Annotated in this window: 15 protein-coding genes and 2 pseudogenes; 8 read left to right on the top strand and 9 right to left on the bottom strand. The window is 71.7% G+C overall.

Annotated features, from left to right (window positions below; translation table 11 throughout):
- The first annotated feature begins 94 nt into the window (after nt 1-94).
- Nucleotides 95-742: a biliverdin-producing heme oxygenase gene (locus FDO69_RS29760; RefSeq protein ID WP_104783939.1), complete on the top strand. Its 648-nt coding sequence runs from the start codon at nt 95-97 to the stop codon at nt 740-742.
- A 125-nt stretch (nt 743-867) separates the two neighbouring features.
- On the opposite strand, the gene FDO69_RS29755 is transcribed toward FDO69_RS29760, so the two are convergent.
- Nucleotides 868-1,512 (bottom strand): PhzF family phenazine biosynthesis protein, encoded by a 645-nt coding sequence (locus FDO69_RS29755; RefSeq protein WP_104783936.1) that lies wholly within the window; start codon nt 1,510-1,512, stop codon nt 868-870.
- A gap of 284 nt (nt 1,513-1,796) precedes the next feature.
- Between FDO69_RS29755 and efeO the strand changes: the two genes are divergently transcribed.
- The 4 genes from efeO to FDO69_RS29735 all read left to right on the top strand — a co-directional run bounded on the left by efeO (nt 1,797) and on the right by FDO69_RS29735 (nt 6,139).
- Complete coding sequence (gene efeO / locus FDO69_RS29750) at nt 1,797-2,945, top strand: iron uptake system protein EfeO (RefSeq protein WP_104783933.1); 1,149 nt, start codon at nt 1,797-1,799, stop codon at nt 2,943-2,945.
- Between the two features lie 11 nt (nt 2,946-2,956).
- Nucleotides 2,957-4,192 (top strand): iron uptake transporter deferrochelatase/peroxidase subunit, encoded by a 1,236-nt coding sequence (gene efeB / locus FDO69_RS29745; protein WP_104783930.1) that lies wholly within the window; start codon nt 2,957-2,959, stop codon nt 4,190-4,192.
- Nucleotides 4,193-4,196: 4 nt separating this feature from the next.
- On the top strand, nt 4,197-5,030 hold the full coding sequence (gene efeU / locus FDO69_RS29740; RefSeq protein ID WP_104783927.1) for an iron uptake transporter permease EfeU: 834 nt from the start codon (nt 4,197-4,199) through the stop codon (nt 5,028-5,030).
- 116 nt (nt 5,031-5,146) lie between these two features.
- Entirely contained in the window at nt 5,147-6,139 is a 993-nt protein-coding gene (locus FDO69_RS29735) for an SCO2278 family lipoprotein (protein WP_104783924.1), read from the top strand.
- A 185-nt stretch (nt 6,140-6,324) separates the two neighbouring features.
- Here the strand turns inward: FDO69_RS29735 and FDO69_RS29730 are convergent, their stop codons facing one another.
- The 3 genes and pseudogenes from FDO69_RS29730 to FDO69_RS43125 form a co-directional block, all read right to left on the bottom strand.
- Nucleotides 6,325-7,062, bottom strand: a complete 738-nt coding sequence (locus FDO69_RS29730) for a bifunctional DNA primase/polymerase (protein WP_104783922.1) — start codon at nt 7,060-7,062, stop codon at nt 6,325-6,327.
- Nucleotides 6,959-7,993: pseudogene (locus tag FDO69_RS43130) on the bottom strand (hypothetical protein); the annotation flags it as partial. The pseudogene FDO69_RS43130 and the gene FDO69_RS29730, both read right to left, overlap by 104 nt.
- A pseudogene (locus FDO69_RS43125) lies at nt 7,945-8,229 on the bottom strand (hypothetical protein); the annotation flags it as partial. The pseudogenes FDO69_RS43125 and FDO69_RS43130, both read right to left, overlap by 49 nt.
- A 62-nt stretch (nt 8,230-8,291) precedes the next feature.
- Here FDO69_RS43125 and FDO69_RS29720 point away from each other — a divergent pair.
- Nucleotides 8,292-9,149: a glycerophosphodiester phosphodiesterase gene (locus FDO69_RS29720; protein ID WP_104784199.1), complete on the top strand. Its 858-nt coding sequence runs from the start codon at nt 8,292-8,294 to the stop codon at nt 9,147-9,149.
- On the opposite strand, the gene FDO69_RS29715 is transcribed toward FDO69_RS29720, so the two are convergent.
- Nucleotides 9,128-9,760, bottom strand: coding sequence for a TetR/AcrR family transcriptional regulator (locus FDO69_RS29715; RefSeq protein WP_104783919.1), 633 nt, complete (start codon nt 9,758-9,760; stop codon nt 9,128-9,130). The two genes, FDO69_RS29720 and FDO69_RS29715, sit on opposite strands and share 22 nt — an antisense overlap.
- 112 nt (nt 9,761-9,872) lie before the next feature.
- Between FDO69_RS29715 and FDO69_RS29710 the strand changes: the two genes are divergently transcribed.
- Both FDO69_RS29710 and FDO69_RS29705 read left to right on the top strand, forming a co-directional pair.
- Nucleotides 9,873-10,082, top strand: coding sequence for a DUF6243 family protein (locus FDO69_RS29710; protein ID WP_234388172.1), 210 nt, complete (start codon nt 9,873-9,875; stop codon nt 10,080-10,082).
- Between the two features lie 133 nt (nt 10,083-10,215).
- Complete coding sequence (locus FDO69_RS29705) at nt 10,216-11,436, top strand: S28 family serine protease (RefSeq protein ID WP_104783914.1); 1,221 nt, start codon at nt 10,216-10,218, stop codon at nt 11,434-11,436.
- On the opposite strand, the gene FDO69_RS29700 is transcribed toward FDO69_RS29705, so the two are convergent.
- The 4 genes from FDO69_RS29700 to FDO69_RS29685 form a co-directional block, all read right to left on the bottom strand.
- Nucleotides 11,403-11,756 (bottom strand): hypothetical protein, encoded by a 354-nt coding sequence (locus tag FDO69_RS29700; RefSeq protein WP_104783911.1) that lies wholly within the window; start codon nt 11,754-11,756, stop codon nt 11,403-11,405. The two genes, FDO69_RS29705 and FDO69_RS29700, sit on opposite strands and share 34 nt — an antisense overlap.
- 77 nt (nt 11,757-11,833) lie before the next feature.
- The gene (locus tag FDO69_RS29695; protein WP_104783908.1) at nt 11,834-12,817 is read right to left on the bottom strand and encodes a small ribosomal subunit Rsm22 family protein; all 984 of its coding nucleotides are present in this window, start codon (nt 12,815-12,817) and stop codon (nt 11,834-11,836) included.
- Between the two features lie 55 nt (nt 12,818-12,872).
- A complete protein-coding gene (locus tag FDO69_RS29690) occupies nt 12,873-17,087 on the bottom strand; it encodes a caspase family protein (protein ID WP_104783905.1) in 4,215 nt (1,404 codons plus the stop codon).
- Complete coding sequence (locus FDO69_RS29685) at nt 17,084-17,932, bottom strand: alpha/beta hydrolase family protein (protein WP_324827769.1); 849 nt, start codon at nt 17,930-17,932, stop codon at nt 17,084-17,086. The genes FDO69_RS29690 and FDO69_RS29685 overlap by 4 nt, the downstream gene beginning before the upstream one ends.
- Nucleotides 17,933-17,946 lie beyond the last annotated feature (14 nt).

Raw genomic sequence — 17,946 nt, 5'->3', positions numbered from 1 at the left:
CACGCCCCCCGCACGGCCCGCTCTCCCACGGAGGGCGGGCCGTTCCTTTCCTGCCGGGGGTTTTTGCCGACACCACGTCGGGAAAAGTGTGCGCATGGAATCCTTCTCGACGCTTCTTCGGACGGCTTCCCGCGAGCAGCACGAGGAGGTCAGGGGCTCGACCTTCATCGGTGACCTGCTGGGACGCAAGCTGGGGGTCGACGCGTTCGCGCGCTACACGGAGCAGCTGTGGTTCGTGTACGGGGCACTGGAGTCCGGCGCCCGCCGGCTGGCCGCGGACCCGGTGGCCGGCCCCTTCGTCCGTCCGGAGCTCTTCCGCATGACGGCGCTGGAGCAGGACCTGGAGCATCTGCGCGGCCCCGGCTGGCGGACGTCGGTCAGCGCGCTGCCGGCCACCCTGGAGTACGCGGAGCGGATCAGCGCGTGCGCCCGCACCTGGCCGGCCGGTTACGTCGCTCACCACTACACCCGCTACATGGGCGACCTCTCCGGCGGCCAGATCATCCGCGACACGGCCGAGAAGACGTGGGGTTTGTCGAGGAAGGGCGACGGGGTGCGCTTCTACGTCTTCGAGGAGATCCCCAACCCGGCCGCCTTCAAGCGGACTTACTGCGAGCTGCTGGACGCGCTGCCCGGTGACGAGCTGGAGCGGCAGCGGGTCGTGGCCGAGTGCAAGCGGGCGTACGGGCTGAACAACGCCATGTTCGAGGCGCTGGGTGCGGAGTTCCCGCTCACGGCGTGAACGGCCGGGACCTCCCCGTACGGAAGCGCTCCGTCCGGGTCAGCGTTCGAGGTGGACCCGTCCGCCGACCTCGGTCCATCCGCCCGGCTGGGGCGCGCTCCCCGTACGGAAGCGCTCCGTCCGGGTCAGCGTTCGAGGTGGACCCGTCCGCCGACCTCGGTCCATCCGCCCGGCTGGGGCGCGGTGAGGATCTGGGAGCCCGCGCCCTGGGTGATGTTGAGGGCCCGGCCCAGCCGGTCGGTGAGCAGCAGGGCCGCGGCCCCCGTCGCCTCGTCCTCGTCGATGCCGTCGTCCCGGCCGGGGAAGGCCCGGGCCCGGATCCGCCCGGCCGGCTCGTCCTCCCACGCCCAGGCGTACACCCACTCCCCCGGCGGCGGCACGGTCAGGTCGTCGACCTCGACGGCGCTGCCGTACTGCCGCAGCGTCCGCGGCGGCACCCACTCCGCGCGGGCCTCGATCCAGCAGAACTCCCCGTCCTGCCGGGCCCCGACGACCCCGGCGGGCGTCACCAGTTCGGGCACGTCGAGCAGCCATGCCGTCCCGACGCAGGGATGCCCGGCGAAGGGCAGCCGCAGGGTGGGCGTGTAGATGTCGATCACCCCGCGCTCGGGGTCGTCGACGAACACGATCTCGCTGAACCCGACTTTCGCCGCGAACGCCTGCCGCTCGTCCCGCTCCGGCATCACGGAACCCTCGCGCACGACCCCGAGCTCGTTGCCGTACCCACCGTTCGGCCCGCAGAAGACGCGGAGCACGTCGTAGTCAGTCACGAGGGAATTCAAACATCGCCCGAGTGGACGGGTCGCACCAGGCAAGGGCGCACGCCGGTGACGTGGTGGCCAGGTGGAGCACGAGGGGGGCTTGTCGTGGCGTGTGCGCACCAGCTCACGCTCCCATGCGCGGGGCGTGTCAGGGCAGGCACTCGGCCCCAAGACATCGAAACGCGACCTTTGACCTTCCCTTGACTCAATCATGGGAGCGATTTTGAGCCACTTAGGTAATCCTTATGTGCTGCCCTTAGGTGAGCCTCACCTTCCTCTCTCCTGGAGCCCACATGCGACCCGCCCGTCCCGCTTCCGTCGTCATCGCCGCCGCGGCGGCCCTGGCCGCCGTCACCGGCTGCACCGAGAAGAGCGACGCGAAGGACGGCGACCACGTGATCAACGTGACGGCGACCGACGACAAGTGCCAGGTGTCGAAGAAGGAGTTCCCCGCCGGGCACGTCGAGCTGGCCGTCGAGAACAAGGGCTCCAAGGTCACCGAGGTCTACGTCCTCTTCCCCGACGACCGCGTGGTCACCGAGCGGGAGAACATAGGCCCCGGCACCAGGCAGCGGGTCACCGCCGAGGTGAAGGCCGGCGACTACCAGATCGCCTGCAAGCCCGGCATGAAGGGCGACGGCATCCGCCAGGCCGTCAAGGCCACCGGCGGCAAGGCCGTCCAGCGCGATCCGCGCCTGGACAAGGCCGTCGCCGCCTATCGTTCCTACGTTCAGGCGCAGGCCGACGAGACACTGCCGAAGGCCGAGGCGTTCGCCAAGGCCGTCAAGGACGGCGACCTCGAAGCGGCGAAGAAGGCCTACGCCCCCTCCCGCATCGGCTGGGAGCGCACCGAGCCGGTCGCCGAGTCCTTCGGCGACATCGACCCCAAGGTCGACGTCCGCGAGGACGGCCTGGAGGACGGCCAGGACCCGGCCACCGACTGGACCGGCTGGCACCGCCTGGAGAAGGCCCTCTGGCAGGACAAGAAGATCGGCACCCGCGAGAAGGACCTCGCCGACCTGCTGATCAAGGACCTGAAGGACTGGCAGAACCGGGTCGGCAAGGCCGAGATCACCCCCACCTCCATGGCCAACGGCGCCAAGGAACTCCTCGACGAGGTCGCCACCGGCAAGGTCACCGGCGAGGAGGAGCGCTACTCGCACACCGACCTGGTCGACTTCAAGGCCAACGTCGAGGGCGCGCAGAAGTCCTACGACCTGCTGAAGCCGGTCGCGAAGGAGAACGACGCGGCCCTCGTCACCGAACTCGACGAGCAGTTCGCGGCCCTGGACAAGCTGCTCGACCAGTACCGCCCGAACACCACGTCGTACGACTTCACCTCCTACGACAAGGTCGGCAAGGCCGACCGCAAGGAGCTCTCGGACGCGGTCAACGCCCTGGCGGAGCCGCTGTCGAAGCTCGCCGCGGCCGTGGTCAAGTAGTGGAGGCCCCGATGACGGACACCAACTCCCCCTCCCCCAGCCGTCGTTCCCTGCTCGGCTGGGGCGGCGCGGGCCTGGCGCTCGGCGCGGCCGCGGCGGGCGGCGCGGTGGCGATGGCCCGCACCGAGGACGCCACCGAACCGGCCGGCTCGGCGATCGCCTTCCACGGCGCGCACCAGGCGGGCATCGCCACCCCGGTGCAGGACCGCCTGCACTTCGCCGCGTTCGACGTGACGACCGACGACCGTGAGGCCTTCGTCCGGTTGCTGAAGGACTGGACCGAGGCGGCCCGGCGGATGACGGCCGGACACGCGGTCGGCGAGGGCGCCTACGGCGGCCTTGCCGAGGCGCCCCCGGACGACACGGGCGAGGCACTGGGCCTGAAGCCCTCCCGCCTGACCCTCACCATCGGCTTCGGCCCGTCCCTGTTCGAGAAGTTCGGCCTCACGGACCGCCGCCCGGAGGCCCTGGTCGACCTGCCGAAGTTCGCGGGCGACAACCTCGACAAGAACCGCAGCGGCGGCGACCTGTGCATCCAGGCCTGCGCCGACGACCCCCAGGTGGCCGTGCACGCCGTCCGCAACCTGGCCCGTATCGGCTTCGGCAAGGTCGTCATCCGCTGGTCGCAGCTCGGCTTCGGCAAGACCTCCTCCACCACGCCCGAGGCGCAGACACCGCGCAACCTGATGGGCTTCAAGGACGGCACCCGCAACATCGCGGGCACGGAGACGGACCGCCTGAAGAAGTTCGTCTGGGTGGACGAGAAGGACGAACCGGCCTGGATGGCGGGCGGCAGCTACCTGGTGGCCCGCCGCATCCGCATGCACATCGAGACCTGGGACCGCACCTCGCTGCAGGAGCAGGAGGACATCTTCGGCCGCGACAAGGGCGAGGGCGCCCCGATCGGCAAGGCCAAGGAGCGCGACGAGCCGTTCCTGAAGGCGATGAAGCCCGACGCGCACGTCCGGCTCGCGCACCCCGACAGCAACCACGGGGCGACGATCCTGCGCCGCGGCTACTCCTTCACCGACGGTACGGACGGCCTCGGCCGCCTGGACGCGGGCCTGTTCTTCCTGGCCTACCAGCGCGACGTCCGCAAGGGCTTCATCCCCATCCAGCGCAGCCTGGCCGCGGACGCGCTCAACGAATACATCCAGCACGTGGGTTCGGCCCTCTTCGCCGTCCCGCCGGGCGTCCGCGACAAGGACGACTGGTGGGGCCGCACGCTGTTCTCCAAGGAGGCCTGAGCCGGTGTTCTCCAACTACCTGATCGGTCTGCGCGAGGGCCTGGAGGCGAGCCTCGTCGTCTGCATCCTCATCGCCTACCTCGTCAAGACGGACCGCAAGGACGCCCTGAAGCCGATCTGGGCCGGCATAGCCGTCGCGATCGCCCTCGCGTTCGGCTTCGGCTGCGCCCTCGAATTCGGCTCCCAGGAGCTGACGTTCCAGGCCCAGGAGGCGCTCGGCGGCTCGCTCTCCATCCTCGCGGTGGGCCTGGTGACGTGGATGGTGTTCTGGATGCGCCGCACGGCCCGCCACCTCAAGTCCGAGCTGCACGGCAGGCTGGACGCGGCGCTGGCGATGGGCACGGGTGCGCTGGTCGCGACGGCCTTCCTCGCGGTGGGCCGGGAGGGCCTGGAAACGGCCCTGTTCGTCTGGGCGTCGGTCCACGCGGCGAGCGACGGCACACCGCGTCCCCTGCTGGGCGTCGCCCTGGGCCTCCTCACGGCGATCCTCCTGGGCTGGCTGTTCTACCGGGGCGCGCTGCGTATCAACCTGGCGAAGTTCTTCACGTGGACCGGCGGCATGCTGGTGGTCGTCGCGGCCGGCGTCCTCGCCTACGGCTTCCACGACCTCCAGGAGGCCGACTTCCTGCCCGGCCTCACCGACAAGGCCTTCGACATCTCCGGCACGATCCCCCCGGACAGCTGGTACGGCACGCTCCTCAAGGGCGTCCTCAACTTCCAGCCCGACCCCACGACGCTCCAAGTGGGAGTGTGGCTGCTGTACTTGATCCCGACCCTGGCCCTGTTCCTGGCGCCGACCCGGACCACGGCCCCAACTCCGGTGCGCGACAAGGCGTGACACCGCACGGCACCGGGCGCCAGGCGAGGACCCGTACCCCCACCCCCACCCCCGGCCCGACCGCCGGAGGCACCCGGTAGGGTTCGCCTCCGGAAAGGGGAAGGTGAAGGTACCCGATGAGCAGGGATCGCGACCCTCGAACGCTCCGCAGGCCCGCCCGGAGCGCCCTCATAGCAACCTCGGCGACCGCTTTGTCGCTGACGGCCAGTGGATGCGTCGTCGTGCACGGCGAACGGGAGATCCTCCCGTCCACGACCCGCGCCGAAGCCGCCCAGGCCCTCCAGGAGTTCACGACCGCGTACAACGAGGCCGACAAGGCCTACGACGCCACCCTGGACGCCGACCACACCACGGGCGCCCTCGCCGACATCGACTCGGCCCGCCTCGAAGCCGGAAAGGCGAACAACCCGGAGGGCAACCCGCGCCACACCCCGCTGAAGCTGACGGACGCGAAGTTCACGATCCCGAAGAAGGCCGGCTGGCCCCGCTGGTTCGTCGCCGACGCGGCCGGCAACAAGGGCGGCACCGCCCGCTGGCTCCTGGTCTTCACCCGCAGCAGCCTGGACGACCCCTTCCAGGTGGCGTACCTGACGCTCGTCGCCCCCGACAAGGTCCCGCAGTTCAAGAAGGACGCCGACGGCTGGGCCGAGTCCGTTCCCGTGAACTCCACCGACCTGGCCACCGACCCCGGCGACCTGAGCCGGACATACGCGACGTACCTGAAGAGCGGCGGAGAGACCTTCGCGGACGGCGCCCACACCAGCCAGTGGCGTGCCCTGCGCGAGAAGAACGGCAAGAAGCCGGGCATGGTCACCCAGTTCATCGACGAGCCGCTGACGAACGGCGACTACGCACCGCTGGCGCTGCGCACGACGGACGGCGGGGCACTGGTGTTCTTCACCACCCGCCACTACGAGAAGCAGACCGCCTACGCCGGCACGTCCGTCCCCGCCCCCAACAAGGACGTCCTGGCCCTGACGAAGGGCGAGATCAAGCAGTCCCTCACGATGGAGTTCGTCTCCAACGAGGTGGCGCTGGACCCCAAGGGCCCGGGCAAGGTGACGATCCTCGGCAGGATCCAGGGGCTGACCTCGGCGGAGGGCTCGTAACCCAGGCCCTCACGGCGCGGTCACCCTCACCCACCCTGCGGCCCTCACCGGACGGTCACCCTCACCACCCTGCGGCCCTCACGCCCCGGTCACCCTCACCACCCTGCGGCCCTCACGCCCGGTCACCCTCACCACCCTGCGGCCCTCACGGCGCGGTCGCCTCACGCCCCGGTCGCCGAACGGCTTCAGTGCCGCAGGGGCCACGCCGCCTCGCCGGCCCGGCCGGTGTTCTCACCCACGTACCGCCCACAGACCTCCGTGAGCACCTCCAGCAGGCTCAGTGGATCCGGCAACGCGTACTCGGGCCCGCGCACCCACCGCACCGCCTGCTCCTCACCGGGCAGCCGCGCCGGCGGTACGAGGACGTAGGAGCCCCGGCAGTGCCAGCGCAGTCCCGGGTGTTCGTCCATCGTCTCGGGGTGGCAGTCCAGTTCGCACGGCCACCACTCGTCCTCGTCCTCGGGCGTACCGCGGGTGGCCGTGAAGAAGAGGATGCGGCCGTCGTCGCTCTCGGCGACCGGCCCGACCTCGACACCGGCGGCGAGCAGCCGCTCCAACGCGTCGCGACCGGCATCGAGGGGCACGTCGAGGACGTCGTGCACCATGCCGGTCGCGGTGATGAAGTTGGCCTGCGGTTGATGGCGGGCCCAGCGCTCGATCTGGGCGTGGTCGGTGGTGGACTGCGTCTGCCAGGCGAAGGACACCGGGTGCCGGGCGGGGGTGGGACAGCCGACCCGGTCGCAGGAGCAGCGGTAGCCCGCCGGGTGGGCGGCCGGCGCGAGGGGCAGTCCCGCGTCGGCGGCGGCGAGCAGCAGGGCCTCACGGCCGCCGTCCCCGGCGGTCTCCTTCGGCCGGCGCCCTGCGCGCAGCCACTGGGTGAGTTTGCGCTGCAGGCCGGTCCGGCCGCCGAACTCCGCGCTCATCTATCCCCTCGCCTCGCCGTCGTGCCGAACAGCATGCCTCATCGTCCCATCTTGCCGCGCACCGGGGGGCCAGTGCCCACATCCAGGACAGGTGGGACGCACCACGCACCGGACGCCGGACGGGACAGACGGGACGCACCGCACACCGGACGCCGGACGGAACAGGCGGGACGCGCGGCATACCGGACGCCGGACGGGACGGACGGGACGCACCGCACACCGGACGGAACAGAGGGGACGCACCGTGCGTCGGGCGTCGGGCGTCGGGCGTCGGGCGTCGGGCGTCGGGCGTCGGGCGTCGGGCGTCGGGCGTCGGGCGTCGGGCGTCGGGCGTCGGGCGTCGGGCGTCGGGCGTCGGGCGTCGGGCGTCGGGCGTCGGGCGTCGGGCGTCGGGCGTCGGGCGTCGGGCGTCGGGCGTCGGGCGTCGGGCGTCGGGCGTCGGGCGTCGGGCGTCGGGCGTCGGGCGTCGGGCGTCGGGCGTCGGGCGTCGGGCGTCGGGCGTCGGGCGTCGGGCGTCGGGCGTCGGGCGTCGGGCGTCGGGCGTCGGGCGTCGGGCGTCGGGCGTCGGGCGTCGGGCGTCGGGCGTCGGGCGTCGGGCGTCGGGCGTCGGGCGTCGGGCGTCGGGCGTCGGGCGTCGGGCGTCGGGCGTCGGGCGTCGGGCGTCGGGCGTCGGGCGTCGGGCGTCGGGCGTCGGGCGTCGGGCGTCGGGCGTCGGGCGTCGGGCGTCGGGCGTCGGGCGTCGGGCGTCGGGCGTCGGGCGTCGGGCGTCGGGCGTCGGGCGTCGGGCGTCGGGCGTCGGGCGTCGGGCGTCGGGCGTCGGGCGTCGGGCGTCGGGCGTCGGGCGTCGGGCGTCGGGCGTCGGGCGTCGGGCGTCGGGCGTCGGGCGTCGGGCGTCGGGCGTCGGGCGTCGGGCGTCGGGCGTCGGGCGTCGGGCGTCGGGCGTCGGGCGTCGGGCGTCGGGCGTCGGGCGTCGGGCGTCGGGCGTCGGGCGTCGGGCGTCGGGCGTCGGGCGTCGGGCGTCGGGCGTCGGGCGTCGGGCGTCGGGCGTCGGGCGTCGGGCGTCGGGCGTCGGGCGTCGGGCGTCGGGCGTCGGGCGTCGGGCGTCGGGCGTCGGGCGTCGGGCGTCGGGCGTCGGGCGGGAGGAGAACGGCGAGCCGCGCTCTCCACCGTGACCGCGATCGGGTGTCATTGCCCGCTTTGCCATGACATGGCGCCCTACCGTGGTCGCCATGGTCACAAGGATCGCGTTGTCGGGTCTGGCCTCCGTGGCGTCCGTGGTCTCGCTGGCCCTGTCGGGACCCGGCGGCCGCGCCCCGGCCCCGCTGGAGTGGGGCGGGGGCCCGCTGACCGTGGCGGCCCTGCCCCGGATCACGTACGTCGCCCACCGCGGCGGCGCCCGCGAGGTTCCCGAGAACAGCATGGCGGGGCTGGCGACCGCTTACGAGCGCGGGACGGCGCAGGTGCTGGACTTCGACACGCGGCTGCTGCGCGACGGCACGCCGGTGGTGTTCCACGACGAGACCCTGAACCGCACCACCTACCTGGGCGGCGCGGTGCGCGGCCTGGACGCCCGGGAGTGGCGGGGCGTACGGCTGCGCCCGAAGGACAGGCTCCCGGGGAGCTGGCGGTCGGAGCGGCCGCCGACGGTCGCCGAGGTGCTGGATCGTTTCGGCGGGCGGATCGTGCTGATGCTGGAGGCGAAGGACCCGCACAGCCTCGACCGGCTGGCCGAGATGATCCGGTCCCGTGGCCTGACCCGCTCGGTGTTCGTGAACTCCAACGACCCCGAGGTGGCCCGGCGCGTCCACCGCCTCGGCCTGCTCTCGCAGGTGTGGCGCTCGGCGCAGCAGCTGCGCACGGACCGCCCGGAGCGCTGGCGGTCGTACGTGGATCTGCTGGACGTGGATCACCGGGCGCGCGACTCGGATCTGGCGAGGGCGGTGAACTCGGGGATCGCGCGGGTGTGGGCGCACACCGTGGTGACGGACGCGCAGCGGGACCGGGTGCTGGCGCTGGGCTGCGACGGTGTGATCACGGACGCGCCGGGGCGCCTGGCCCGGGCCGCTCAGCGCGGGGCCAGGCCGTGAAGGGCGTAGTCGACGAGGGCGTCGGTGTACTCGTGGGAGATGGGGCCGGTGTGCTGGAGCCAGCGCTGGGCGAGCGGGGAGATGAAGAGCTCCAGGGCGATGCGCGGGTCGATCTCGGGCCGCACCTGGCCCGCGTCCTGCGCGGCGCGCAGCCGGTCTATGTAGAGGTCGAGTGAGGGCTGCATCAGCTTGGCCACGAGCTCGCGCCCGAGCTGCTCGTTGACGACGCCCTCGGCGGCCAGCGCGCGGGACGGCACGTCGAACCTGGGGTCGTTCATCTGGTCGACGGTGGCGCGCAGCACGCCCTTGACGTCGGCGGCGAGGTCGCCGGTGTCCGGAAAGGTGTACGGCGCCGGCCCGGCCTCCCGCAGGGCCAGATCGAGGAACGCCTCCATCAGGACGTCCGCCTTGGACGACCACCAGCGGTAGATCGTCTGCTTGCCGACACCGGCGCGGGCGGCGATGCCCTCGATGGTGGTCTTCGGATAGCCGACCTCGACGACGAGCGCGAGGGCGGCGTCGTAGATGGCGCGGCGGGACTTCTCGCTTCGCCGGGTGGAGTCGGGGGCGGGCTTGCCGGGAGCGGGCTGGGTGGGCTTCTGGACGGCCATGGGCCGAATTTATCAGGTTGACAATACGGAGCGTCTCGCGGATAGTGGAGCGACAGGTACGAGACGAAACGTCTCGTCACTCGATGAGGACGTCCCCAGGAAGGAGCCCGAGATGGCCCGAGGCGGAGCCGGAAACATGCTGGGCGTCGGCGGATCGCGCAAGAACCTCGGTCGCAGGGAGCTGCGCGGCGGCGGCCGGGGCGACCGGATCGGCGGCGGTCTCGACCCGCAGGCCCAGAAGCGCGAGCTGCTGCGCAAGCTCCAGGAGGAACGGCAGCAGCAGGACACGCAGGAAGGGGACACGCCGGGCACGGCGTCGTGACCCTCCCCCGTGCGAGGGAGAGCGGACCCCCGCGCGCGGGATCCTCCCGGGCGGTCCGGCGGATGTACTGAGGCGGTCGCGGCCCGCGACCGGCGGACACCCGCCCCACGGACCACCCGGGAGGACTCGGCTCATGACCGCATGGACCAGACGACGGCTGCTCAGCACGGCGGCCACGGCCCTCCCGGCGGCGGGCCTCGCCACGACGGCGGCCCCCCTCACGCGGGCGGCGGCCACGACCCGCCCCGATGACCTCGACGTGACCGACGCCCTGCGGGCCCTGCCCGGGCTGCGCCTGGTCGAGGAGCGGCACGACGCCGAACCGGGATACCGGCACTTCGTGCTGGGTCTGCGCCAGCCGGTCGACCACACGAACCCGGCCGCCGGCACCTTCGAGCAGCGCCTCACCCTGCTGCACACTGCCGCCGACCGCCCCACAGTGCTGTTCAGCACGGGCTACCAGGCGGTCCTCACCCCACGCCGGACCGAACCGGCGGTCCTGCTCGGCGCCAACCAGCTCCAGGTCGAGCACCGCTACTTCGGCACCTCACGCCCGGCGGACCCCGGCTACGCCCACCTCACCGTCCGGCAGGCCGCCGACGACCACCACCGCGTCGTCCGGCTCTTCCGCCGCCTCTACCCCGGCGCGTGGATCTCCACCGGCAGCAGCAAGGGCGGTATGGCGAGCGTCTACCACCGCCGCTTCCATCCCCACGACGTGAACGGCACGGTGGTCCACTCCGCCCCGAACAACGTCGACGACCGCGACGACTCCGCGTCTCTGCGTTTCCTGGAGACGGTCGGCACCCCCGCCGCCCGGGAGGCCCTCCAGGCGGCCCAGCGGGCGATCCTGCTGCGCCGGGCCGAGCTGGTCGCCCGCTACGAGGCCTGGGCGGCCGCCGACGGCGACACCTTCCGGCTCGTCGGCAGCGCCGACAAGGCACTCGAGATCGCCGTCCTGCGCGTGCCGTTCATGTTCTGGCAGCGCGGCACACCGGCCGATATCGCAGCGATCCCAGGCCCCGGGGCGACGACCGACGAGCTGTACGCCTGGCTGGACGACACGACGGGCCTGGCGCTGTACGCCGACACGACGGCCCGGAACTACATCCCGTACTGGTACCAGATCGGCACCCAGCTGGGGTACGGCAGCCTCCCCACCGCCCACCTCGCCGACCTGCTCCGCCATCCGGGCGCCGCCGAGCCGCGCAGTTTCGTCCCCCGGGACGTCCCCCTGGGCGGCAATCACGGCGCCGACCTCGCGGACCTGTCCCCCGCCGACCGGGCGTCGGCGGAGGACATGCTGGTCCGCTGGGCGGGTCAGGAGTACTTCACGCACACGTTGGGCACGTAGCCCACGGTGCCGCGGTAGTTGACCTTGCGCCAGTAGTGGTAGCTGTCTATGCCGCAGGTGTTCTTGTACGAGCCGCCGTCGACGCCCTTGATGTCGCAGCCCTTGGTGCCCTTGTACCAAAGGCGCAGGCTGGTGGACCCGGTACTGGCCGACTTGCGGACGTGAACGGTCGACAGGGCCGTGAGGCTCTTGCACTGCGCCGTCGCCGCCACGGTGGACATGTCGTCGCTCTTGACGGTCGCCGCGCCGGAGGCACTCGGCACGAGGCCGGTCAGGGCCAGGGCCGCCACCGCCAGCGGAGCGATCAGCAGTTTCTTCAAAGGTTCCTCCCGTTTCAGTGGTACGCGTTGCTCACGCCCGAGGGCGCGAGTTGATCTTATGCGTACCTGACAGAAGCTCAGGAGGGCGGCCAGGCGTCTCCCCAGTCGGCGTCCCGGGCGGCCTTGTACAGGTCGCCGTGGCGCTTGGTGACGGTGCTGCGGCGCAGGGACGGTTCGCTCTCGCACAGGTCGAGGAGGACCTGGCCCTTGCGGATCTGGGGGCGACGGACGACCCGGGAGGGAGCAGGGTCGACGGGGAAGCGGGCGGCGGCGACGTAGGCGAACTTCTCGTCCTCGTAGGCGAGGGAGCCGCCCTTGACCTGGCGGTGCAGGGAGGAACGGCTGACCCGGGCGGAGAAGTGGCACCAGTCCGTGCCGGGGGCGATGGGGCAGGCGGCGCTGTGCGGGCACGGGGCGGCGATCCGGAAACCGGCGGTGATCAGCCGGTCCCGGGCCTCGATGAGGCGGGCGTAACCGTCGGGGGTGCCGGGTTCGACGATCACGACGGCCTGGGCGGCGGCCCCGGCGGCGTCGACGAGGGCGGTGCGGTCCGCGGGGGTCAGCTCGTTCAGGACGTAGGAGACGGTGACGAGATCCGTGCTGTGAAGGGTCAGGGCCGCCCCGATCCGGGAACGCTGCCAGCGGACGTCCTTCAGCTCCGGGTTGGCCGCGGCGATCTCGCGTCCGAGGGCGAGCGCGGGTTCCGCCCAGTCGAGCACGGTGACGGGCCGCTCCCCGCCCCAGACCGCGTTCACGGCCCAGGCGGCGGCACCGGTGCCGCCGCCGAGGTCGGTGTGCCCGCCGGGCACCCACTCGGGCGCGGCCTCGGCGAACGCCTCCAGCGCGCAGCGCACGGCCTCGAATGTCGCGGGCATCCGGTAGGCGGCGTAGGCGGCGACGTCGGCCCGGTCCCGGAGGATGGGGGCGTCGGTCGGGGTGGCCCCCCGGTAGCTGGCGATCAGCCGCTCGACCGCCTGCGAGGCCTGCCGGGGCGGCAGCCCGTCGAGCAGACCGGCAAGGGCGGCACGGAGGTTTTCGGCCGGGGGTGCGGGGGCGTTCACCCGGCGATTCTACGGGCGGCACCGCAGAGAGCGGCGCCCATGGGGAAGGCACCGCTCATGACAGGGAGCCTTGCGGTTCGAGGAGCACGACCTCATGGCCCGTGGCGACGGCGAGCTCACCCGCAGGACCGAATGACAGGGTCCCGACGGCATACGGGAAGACCCAGGTGTCCCGTGCGGATCCCGTGCGGGCATCCCGTACCTCGACCGTGTTGTCGTGCGCAACAGCCACGATCAGGGTTCCCTGACGGCAGCCCAGAGCCACCCGGCGCACTTCCCCCGGCTCGGTACGGACCACGCTGAGCTGCGCGCCGGAAAGGAGGTCCCACAGTCGCACCTCGCCGTCCACGTGCCCGCTGACGGCGAGGGACGTCCCTTGAAGAGTTGCCGTGCTCAGCGACTGGACGGGTGCCATGGGAGCACGGGCGAGGAGCCGCTCTTTCCCTGTCCCCGGGTCCCACGCCCAAATCTCGCCCATGACGTCCGTGGTGAACCGTGCGTCCGTCGTGGGACCTGTGACGAACAGGGCAACCTGTCTGCCGTCCAGCCACGTGCTCGCCAGCGGAAGGCCGCTCAGGATCGCCGGTTCGGCGCCCGTTCCCAGGTCGACGACGGCCGCCCGCCCTGTCCCGGCCTCGACGAACGCCAGGCGCCGCCCCTCGAGTTCCATGCATCCGATGACGCGGGTGTTCATGTCCCCGCTGTCCCAGGATCCCAGCTCGGCACCTGTGCACGGATCCCACACGTGGACCACTTTGTCGGCCCGGCCACGCGTGATCACCCAGGGCTCGCCGGCCGTCTCGGCGCACTGAGCCATGCGGCCCCTGATCACAGATGCGCCGAAGGAAGCCTCGACCTCCCCCGTCCTGACGTTCCATACGGTTGCGCTGCCGTCGACGGCCCCCGTCACCAGCACCGACCGGCCGCCGTGCGTCGCCCAGGCCATGGACCAGACGATCGCCCGGTGGCCGCCTGGATCGCTGCTCTCCATCGTCGCGTCCAGGTCCCACACGCGCACTTCCTGGTCAAGGCCGGCCGCGACCACCACGGGATCACCGGCCACCTCGGTGCAGGCGACCGAGTACACGATGTTGGTGTGGCCTCCGAGGTGGCGGGGCTCGCCGGGACCCTCGGGATTCCAGAGCATCACCGGTCCTTCGCCACTGCCTGCGACGATGACGGGAGCCCCGGCGGTGCCTGACGTGGCGACACTCACACAGCGCGTTCCCTCGGCCGTCTTCCGGTGCCTACCCGAGCCGGTCAGGTCCCACAGATGAAGGACATGGCCGTCCGTGACGGCGAACTGATTCCCGTCGACATCGGTGCACGCCACGTCGGTCACCCAGCCTCCGTGCCAGAACGCGTCCCTCTCGGTGCCGGACTCCAGGTCCCACACCTTGACCCACTCGTCCCTGCCTCCCGACACTGCGACGGGCACACCCTCCACAAGGGTGCAGGCGATGCCCTGCACGAACCCGGAATGCGCCGCCAGGACATACCGCAGGGCCAGTGAGTTCAGGTCCCAGACGCGTATGGTGCCGTCCGCGCCCCCGGTGAGTACCACCGGTTCCCCCTGCACTGCGGTGAACGCGACAGCAGTGACGGAACAGTTGTGCCCTCCGCGCACTCCGTGCCCCCTCAGCGCTGCCTGCTGCTCACCTGTCTTGAGGTCCCACACCCGCGCTGTGCCGTCCCGGCTGCCGGTGACGGCCAGGGGCGTGCCCTTGACGATCGCGCAGGCCACCGCGTCGATGTCCGCTTGGTGCCCGATCAGAGTGCGCAGCTCGGTGTTGGTGGTCAGGTCCCAGATACGCAGGGTGTGGTCCCTGCTTCCGGTGACCGCGACCGGCACGCCGTTCACGATCGTGCACGCCACAGCGAAGACCCAATCGGTGTGTCCGATGAGCGTGGCGCGCAAGGCCGTGCTCGTCTGCGTCCCCGAGGCCCATCGCGGCTTCCAGTGGTGACCGGCGGCGAGTTCCCGGGACAGGGTCGGGTCCCGATGCCGCATGGCGTCCACCGCCAGGACCATGCCTCGTTCGGCAGGTTCCAGTACCGCGTGCATTCCGGCCGAGGCCCGGTAGATGGTTCTTACGACTCGCCCCCTCGACGTCGTCACCCGGTGCAGCGCGTGCAGCAGGAGGTCCGGCTCCGACAGCGTCAAATACCCGCAGTCTGCGAGGAGTTCGTCGACCCGTCCGATGTACGCCGCATGGACGGCCAGGTATCGCAGGGCGTAAGGATGGGCCCGACTCCAGTCGCGCTGTCCGTCGATTCCGCGCGGTGTCCCACCCACGAGTACGTCGAGGAACGCCTGTTGCACGGCGTCGTCGTCGCATCCTCGTTTCAGATGCTCGGCGAGCGCCATGTGGTACAGCCGGTAGACCGAGCGTCCCTCTTCGGCCGCCTCCACGACGTATGAACCGGCGTTGCGTTTGAGCCACAGCAGGTCGTCGTTGGTGTAGGTCTCACCGGCGATGCGGGAGGCGAGGGGAGCCCAGATGTCCTCCCAGGGAAGGCCCTGCCCCTCGGCGTAGGCGAGCGGCCTGAGCAAGTCCCTGGCCCGGGCGGCGTCGTCGCCGAGACGCGTGTCCAGGTCACGGGCCATGGCCGCGTCCGCGGTGCGTGGGAGCTGGGTGCGCCATGCCTGGTCTCCCGGGTCGGCGACCGAGGACTGGGCGGCGAGCGTACCGGAGACGATACGGGCCACGAGGAAGGACGGATCGGCGGCCTCGGCGACCGCCTGTGCCACCTCTGCGGAGAGCCGGGGAGAGACGTTCAGGTACGGGCTCTCCGGGCGGGAGTCCAGCAATCCGCGCAGGGCGTAGGAGGCGATGGCCCGGGAGTCGCGATGATCAGGGTCGTCGAGGTCCACCACCGGGATGTCGGGCGGCAGATGACGCAACAGGTGCCGACGGGTGCCGAGCAGCAGCCGGACACGTCCCTGGCCGTGTTCGAGAAGCGGCCGGACGAGTTGGGTGACCAGGGCGTCGGGGGTCGCGGCCTCGTCGACGGCGTCGATGATCACGGTGAGCGGGCGGTCCCGCTCGGCCAGGGCCTCGACAAGATCGCCGGGGACGCCGACGGGCGTGCGGACGGCGGCGGACAGCCCGCGCAGCACATCGTCGTTGGTCAAGGCCTGGGCGTAGATGGCGACGTCGACCGAGCCGACGGCCGGCACCTGGTGCGGCCGTAGGCCGAGCAGGTGAACGGGCACGGTGTTGCGGTGTTCGGAGTGGGCGAGGGCGGCTGTGAGACCGAGGACTGCTGTCTTGCCGGAGCCGGGTCCCGCGGTCACCACGAGCGCCGCGTGGCCCGGGGTCAGGGGCTCCAGCCAGTCGGTGATATGCGCCATCACCTCGTGTCGGCCGGCGAACCACCACTGTTCACGGTCGCCGAAGTAGGCCATGGCCCTGACCAGCAGGCGGCGCGCGAACTCCGTGTCCCTTCGTCGGGCCTGGGCGTCCCATTCGGCCGCATGCTGGATGGCGAGATCCACTTCGCGGGGTCCAGCGCGTCGGCGCGGGTTGGGGAAGAAGCCGGGGATGTCGCCGGTCAGTCTGGCCGCGTCCCATTCGATGCGCTGGGTCGGCGGCTTGGACGGGTTGGCGTTCATATGGGTGATGAGAGCACCCAGGTCCAGAGTGGACGGCCTTTCCCCCGCGATGGTCCGACTCTCGATCGCGGCCACGAGGAGATCGGGGAACGCGCCTTCCCATGCCTGCTGGGCGGGCTGGGCGGACGCGATCACCGCGATGCCGGACGGATCGTCGTCGATGCTGCGCCGCAGACTCTCAAGGGCCGCGGAGATCGCATCGCTGCCGCCCTGACCTGCATAGCAGGTGTCAAGGATGAGCAACACCTGTGTGAGCTGGGTGTCGTCGGTGAGCGCCGCCGCGATCTGTGCCGTCGGCAGAGCCAGCTTGGGTTTGGCCAGGTCGGCGTCGGCGGGGAAGAACATGTGTCTGCGCGGCGTGGAGCCGATCAACTGGCCGTGTCCGGCCAGATACACGGCCACGATGTCCTCGGGACGCCGATCGGGGTCGGTGGCGAAGCGGTCGAGATGCTGGAGCAGCGCGTTCCGGTCGGGATCCAGTCCGAGGTCGCTGACGTGCGTGTAGCCGAGCCGCTGAGTGAACAGATCGATGATCTTCTGCCGTGCCTCCACCAGCCCCGGCCGGTTTCCCTCCGGTGAGCGCTGATGGTGTGCGACCGCCGTAGCAATGAGGAAGCGTCGAGGCTGCGCATCCTGCGGTCCTTCCCCGGTCATCGCAGTGCCGCCGAGAGGGCCTGCCCGGTCTCCGCCTTGCCCAGATAGTGGGTGGCGTCATGAGCGTGGGAGCCGTTGGGGACCAACCGGCACACGACGCGCTCCCCAAAACGGGGGCGCAGGTCCTTGGCCAGCGCCACGACGTCACCGGCATCGGCGATGTTGGTCCAGCCCAGCAGGTCGCTGCCGGGCCACGCTCCCCTGGCGGCCACGGGCGCGGGCTCCAGCCTGTCGAAGATCAGATTTCGAATGCCCAGAGGGGAGCCGAGCGTGATCAGTTCCCGTACAGCGTGGCCCGGTAACGCACACAGCGCTTCGTACGCCACCACGGACCCCAGGGAATGGGCCACCACAGCCACAGTGTCCGGACCGACCAGTGCGTGCACCCTCGCGCGTGCCGCTGCCCGCAACGCGGGTTCGCCGAGATAGCGGCGAACCTGCTTGAGATCGGACACCATCGCTCGTTCCGTCAGTCCGGCGAAGAACCTGGACTGCGACAGCGCGATCAGGGCAGCCTGCACCGACGACGGCAGCCCACCCAGGGTGCCCGCGGCCGCGGGAGGCATGACCTGCGGTTCCACGGCGGCGGCTTCGGCCCACCAAGCCAGCAGGACATCGGTCTCCCACCCGGATGCCACGTCCACGGCGGACAGGAAGGGATCAGCGGTGTCCAGCGTACGACCCGGCGGGAGGAAGAGATCGCCGTAGAAGGCCATGGCCACGTCGCCGGGCCGCAGTGCCCCTGACGCACCGGCCCGGGTGAGACCGTCCCGCATGGCCGGGATCCACTCCTTGAGGAGTTGCTCCTCGCCCGACTGCTGCTGCCCGACACCGTGAACACACACAACCCGCGCCATAG

This window comes from Streptomyces tibetensis, assembly GCF_007655005.1.
GTDB classification, from domain to species: domain Bacteria; phylum Actinomycetota; class Actinomycetes; order Streptomycetales; family Streptomycetaceae; genus Streptomyces; species Streptomyces tibetensis.
The sequence above is the reverse complement of the archived record's forward strand: the minus strand, read 5'-3'. Positions and strand labels throughout refer to the sequence as shown.

Excerpts from the sequence above, each read along its gene's own strand:
- FDO69_RS29720 (WP_104784199.1), top strand. The coding sequence starts at position 8,292 with ATGGTCACAAGGATCGCGTTGTCGGGTCTGGCCTCCGTGGCGTCCGTG.
- FDO69_RS29705 (WP_104783914.1), top strand. The coding sequence starts at position 10,216 with ATGACCGCATGGACCAGACGACGGCTGCTCAGCACGGCGGCCACGGCC.
- FDO69_RS29735 (WP_104783924.1), top strand. The coding sequence starts at position 5,147 with ATGAGCAGGGATCGCGACCCTCGAACGCTCCGCAGGCCCGCCCGGAGC.
- efeO (WP_104783933.1), top strand. The coding sequence starts at position 1,797 with ATGCGACCCGCCCGTCCCGCTTCCGTCGTCATCGCCGCCGCGGCGGCC.
- FDO69_RS29730 (WP_104783922.1), bottom strand. The coding sequence starts at position 7,062 with ATGAGCGCGGAGTTCGGCGGCCGGACCGGCCTGCAGCGCAAACTCACC.
- FDO69_RS29710 (WP_234388172.1), top strand. The coding sequence starts at position 9,873 with ATGGCCCGAGGCGGAGCCGGAAACATGCTGGGCGTCGGCGGATCGCGC.
- efeB (WP_104783930.1), top strand. The coding sequence starts at position 2,957 with ATGACGGACACCAACTCCCCCTCCCCCAGCCGTCGTTCCCTGCTCGGC.
- FDO69_RS29690 (WP_104783905.1), bottom strand. The coding sequence starts at position 17,087 with ATGACCGGGGAAGGACCGCAGGATGCGCAGCCTCGACGCTTCCTCATT.
- FDO69_RS29715 (WP_104783919.1), bottom strand. The coding sequence starts at position 9,760 with ATGGCCGTCCAGAAGCCCACCCAGCCCGCTCCCGGCAAGCCCGCCCCC.
- FDO69_RS29760 (WP_104783939.1), top strand. The coding sequence starts at position 95 with ATGGAATCCTTCTCGACGCTTCTTCGGACGGCTTCCCGCGAGCAGCAC.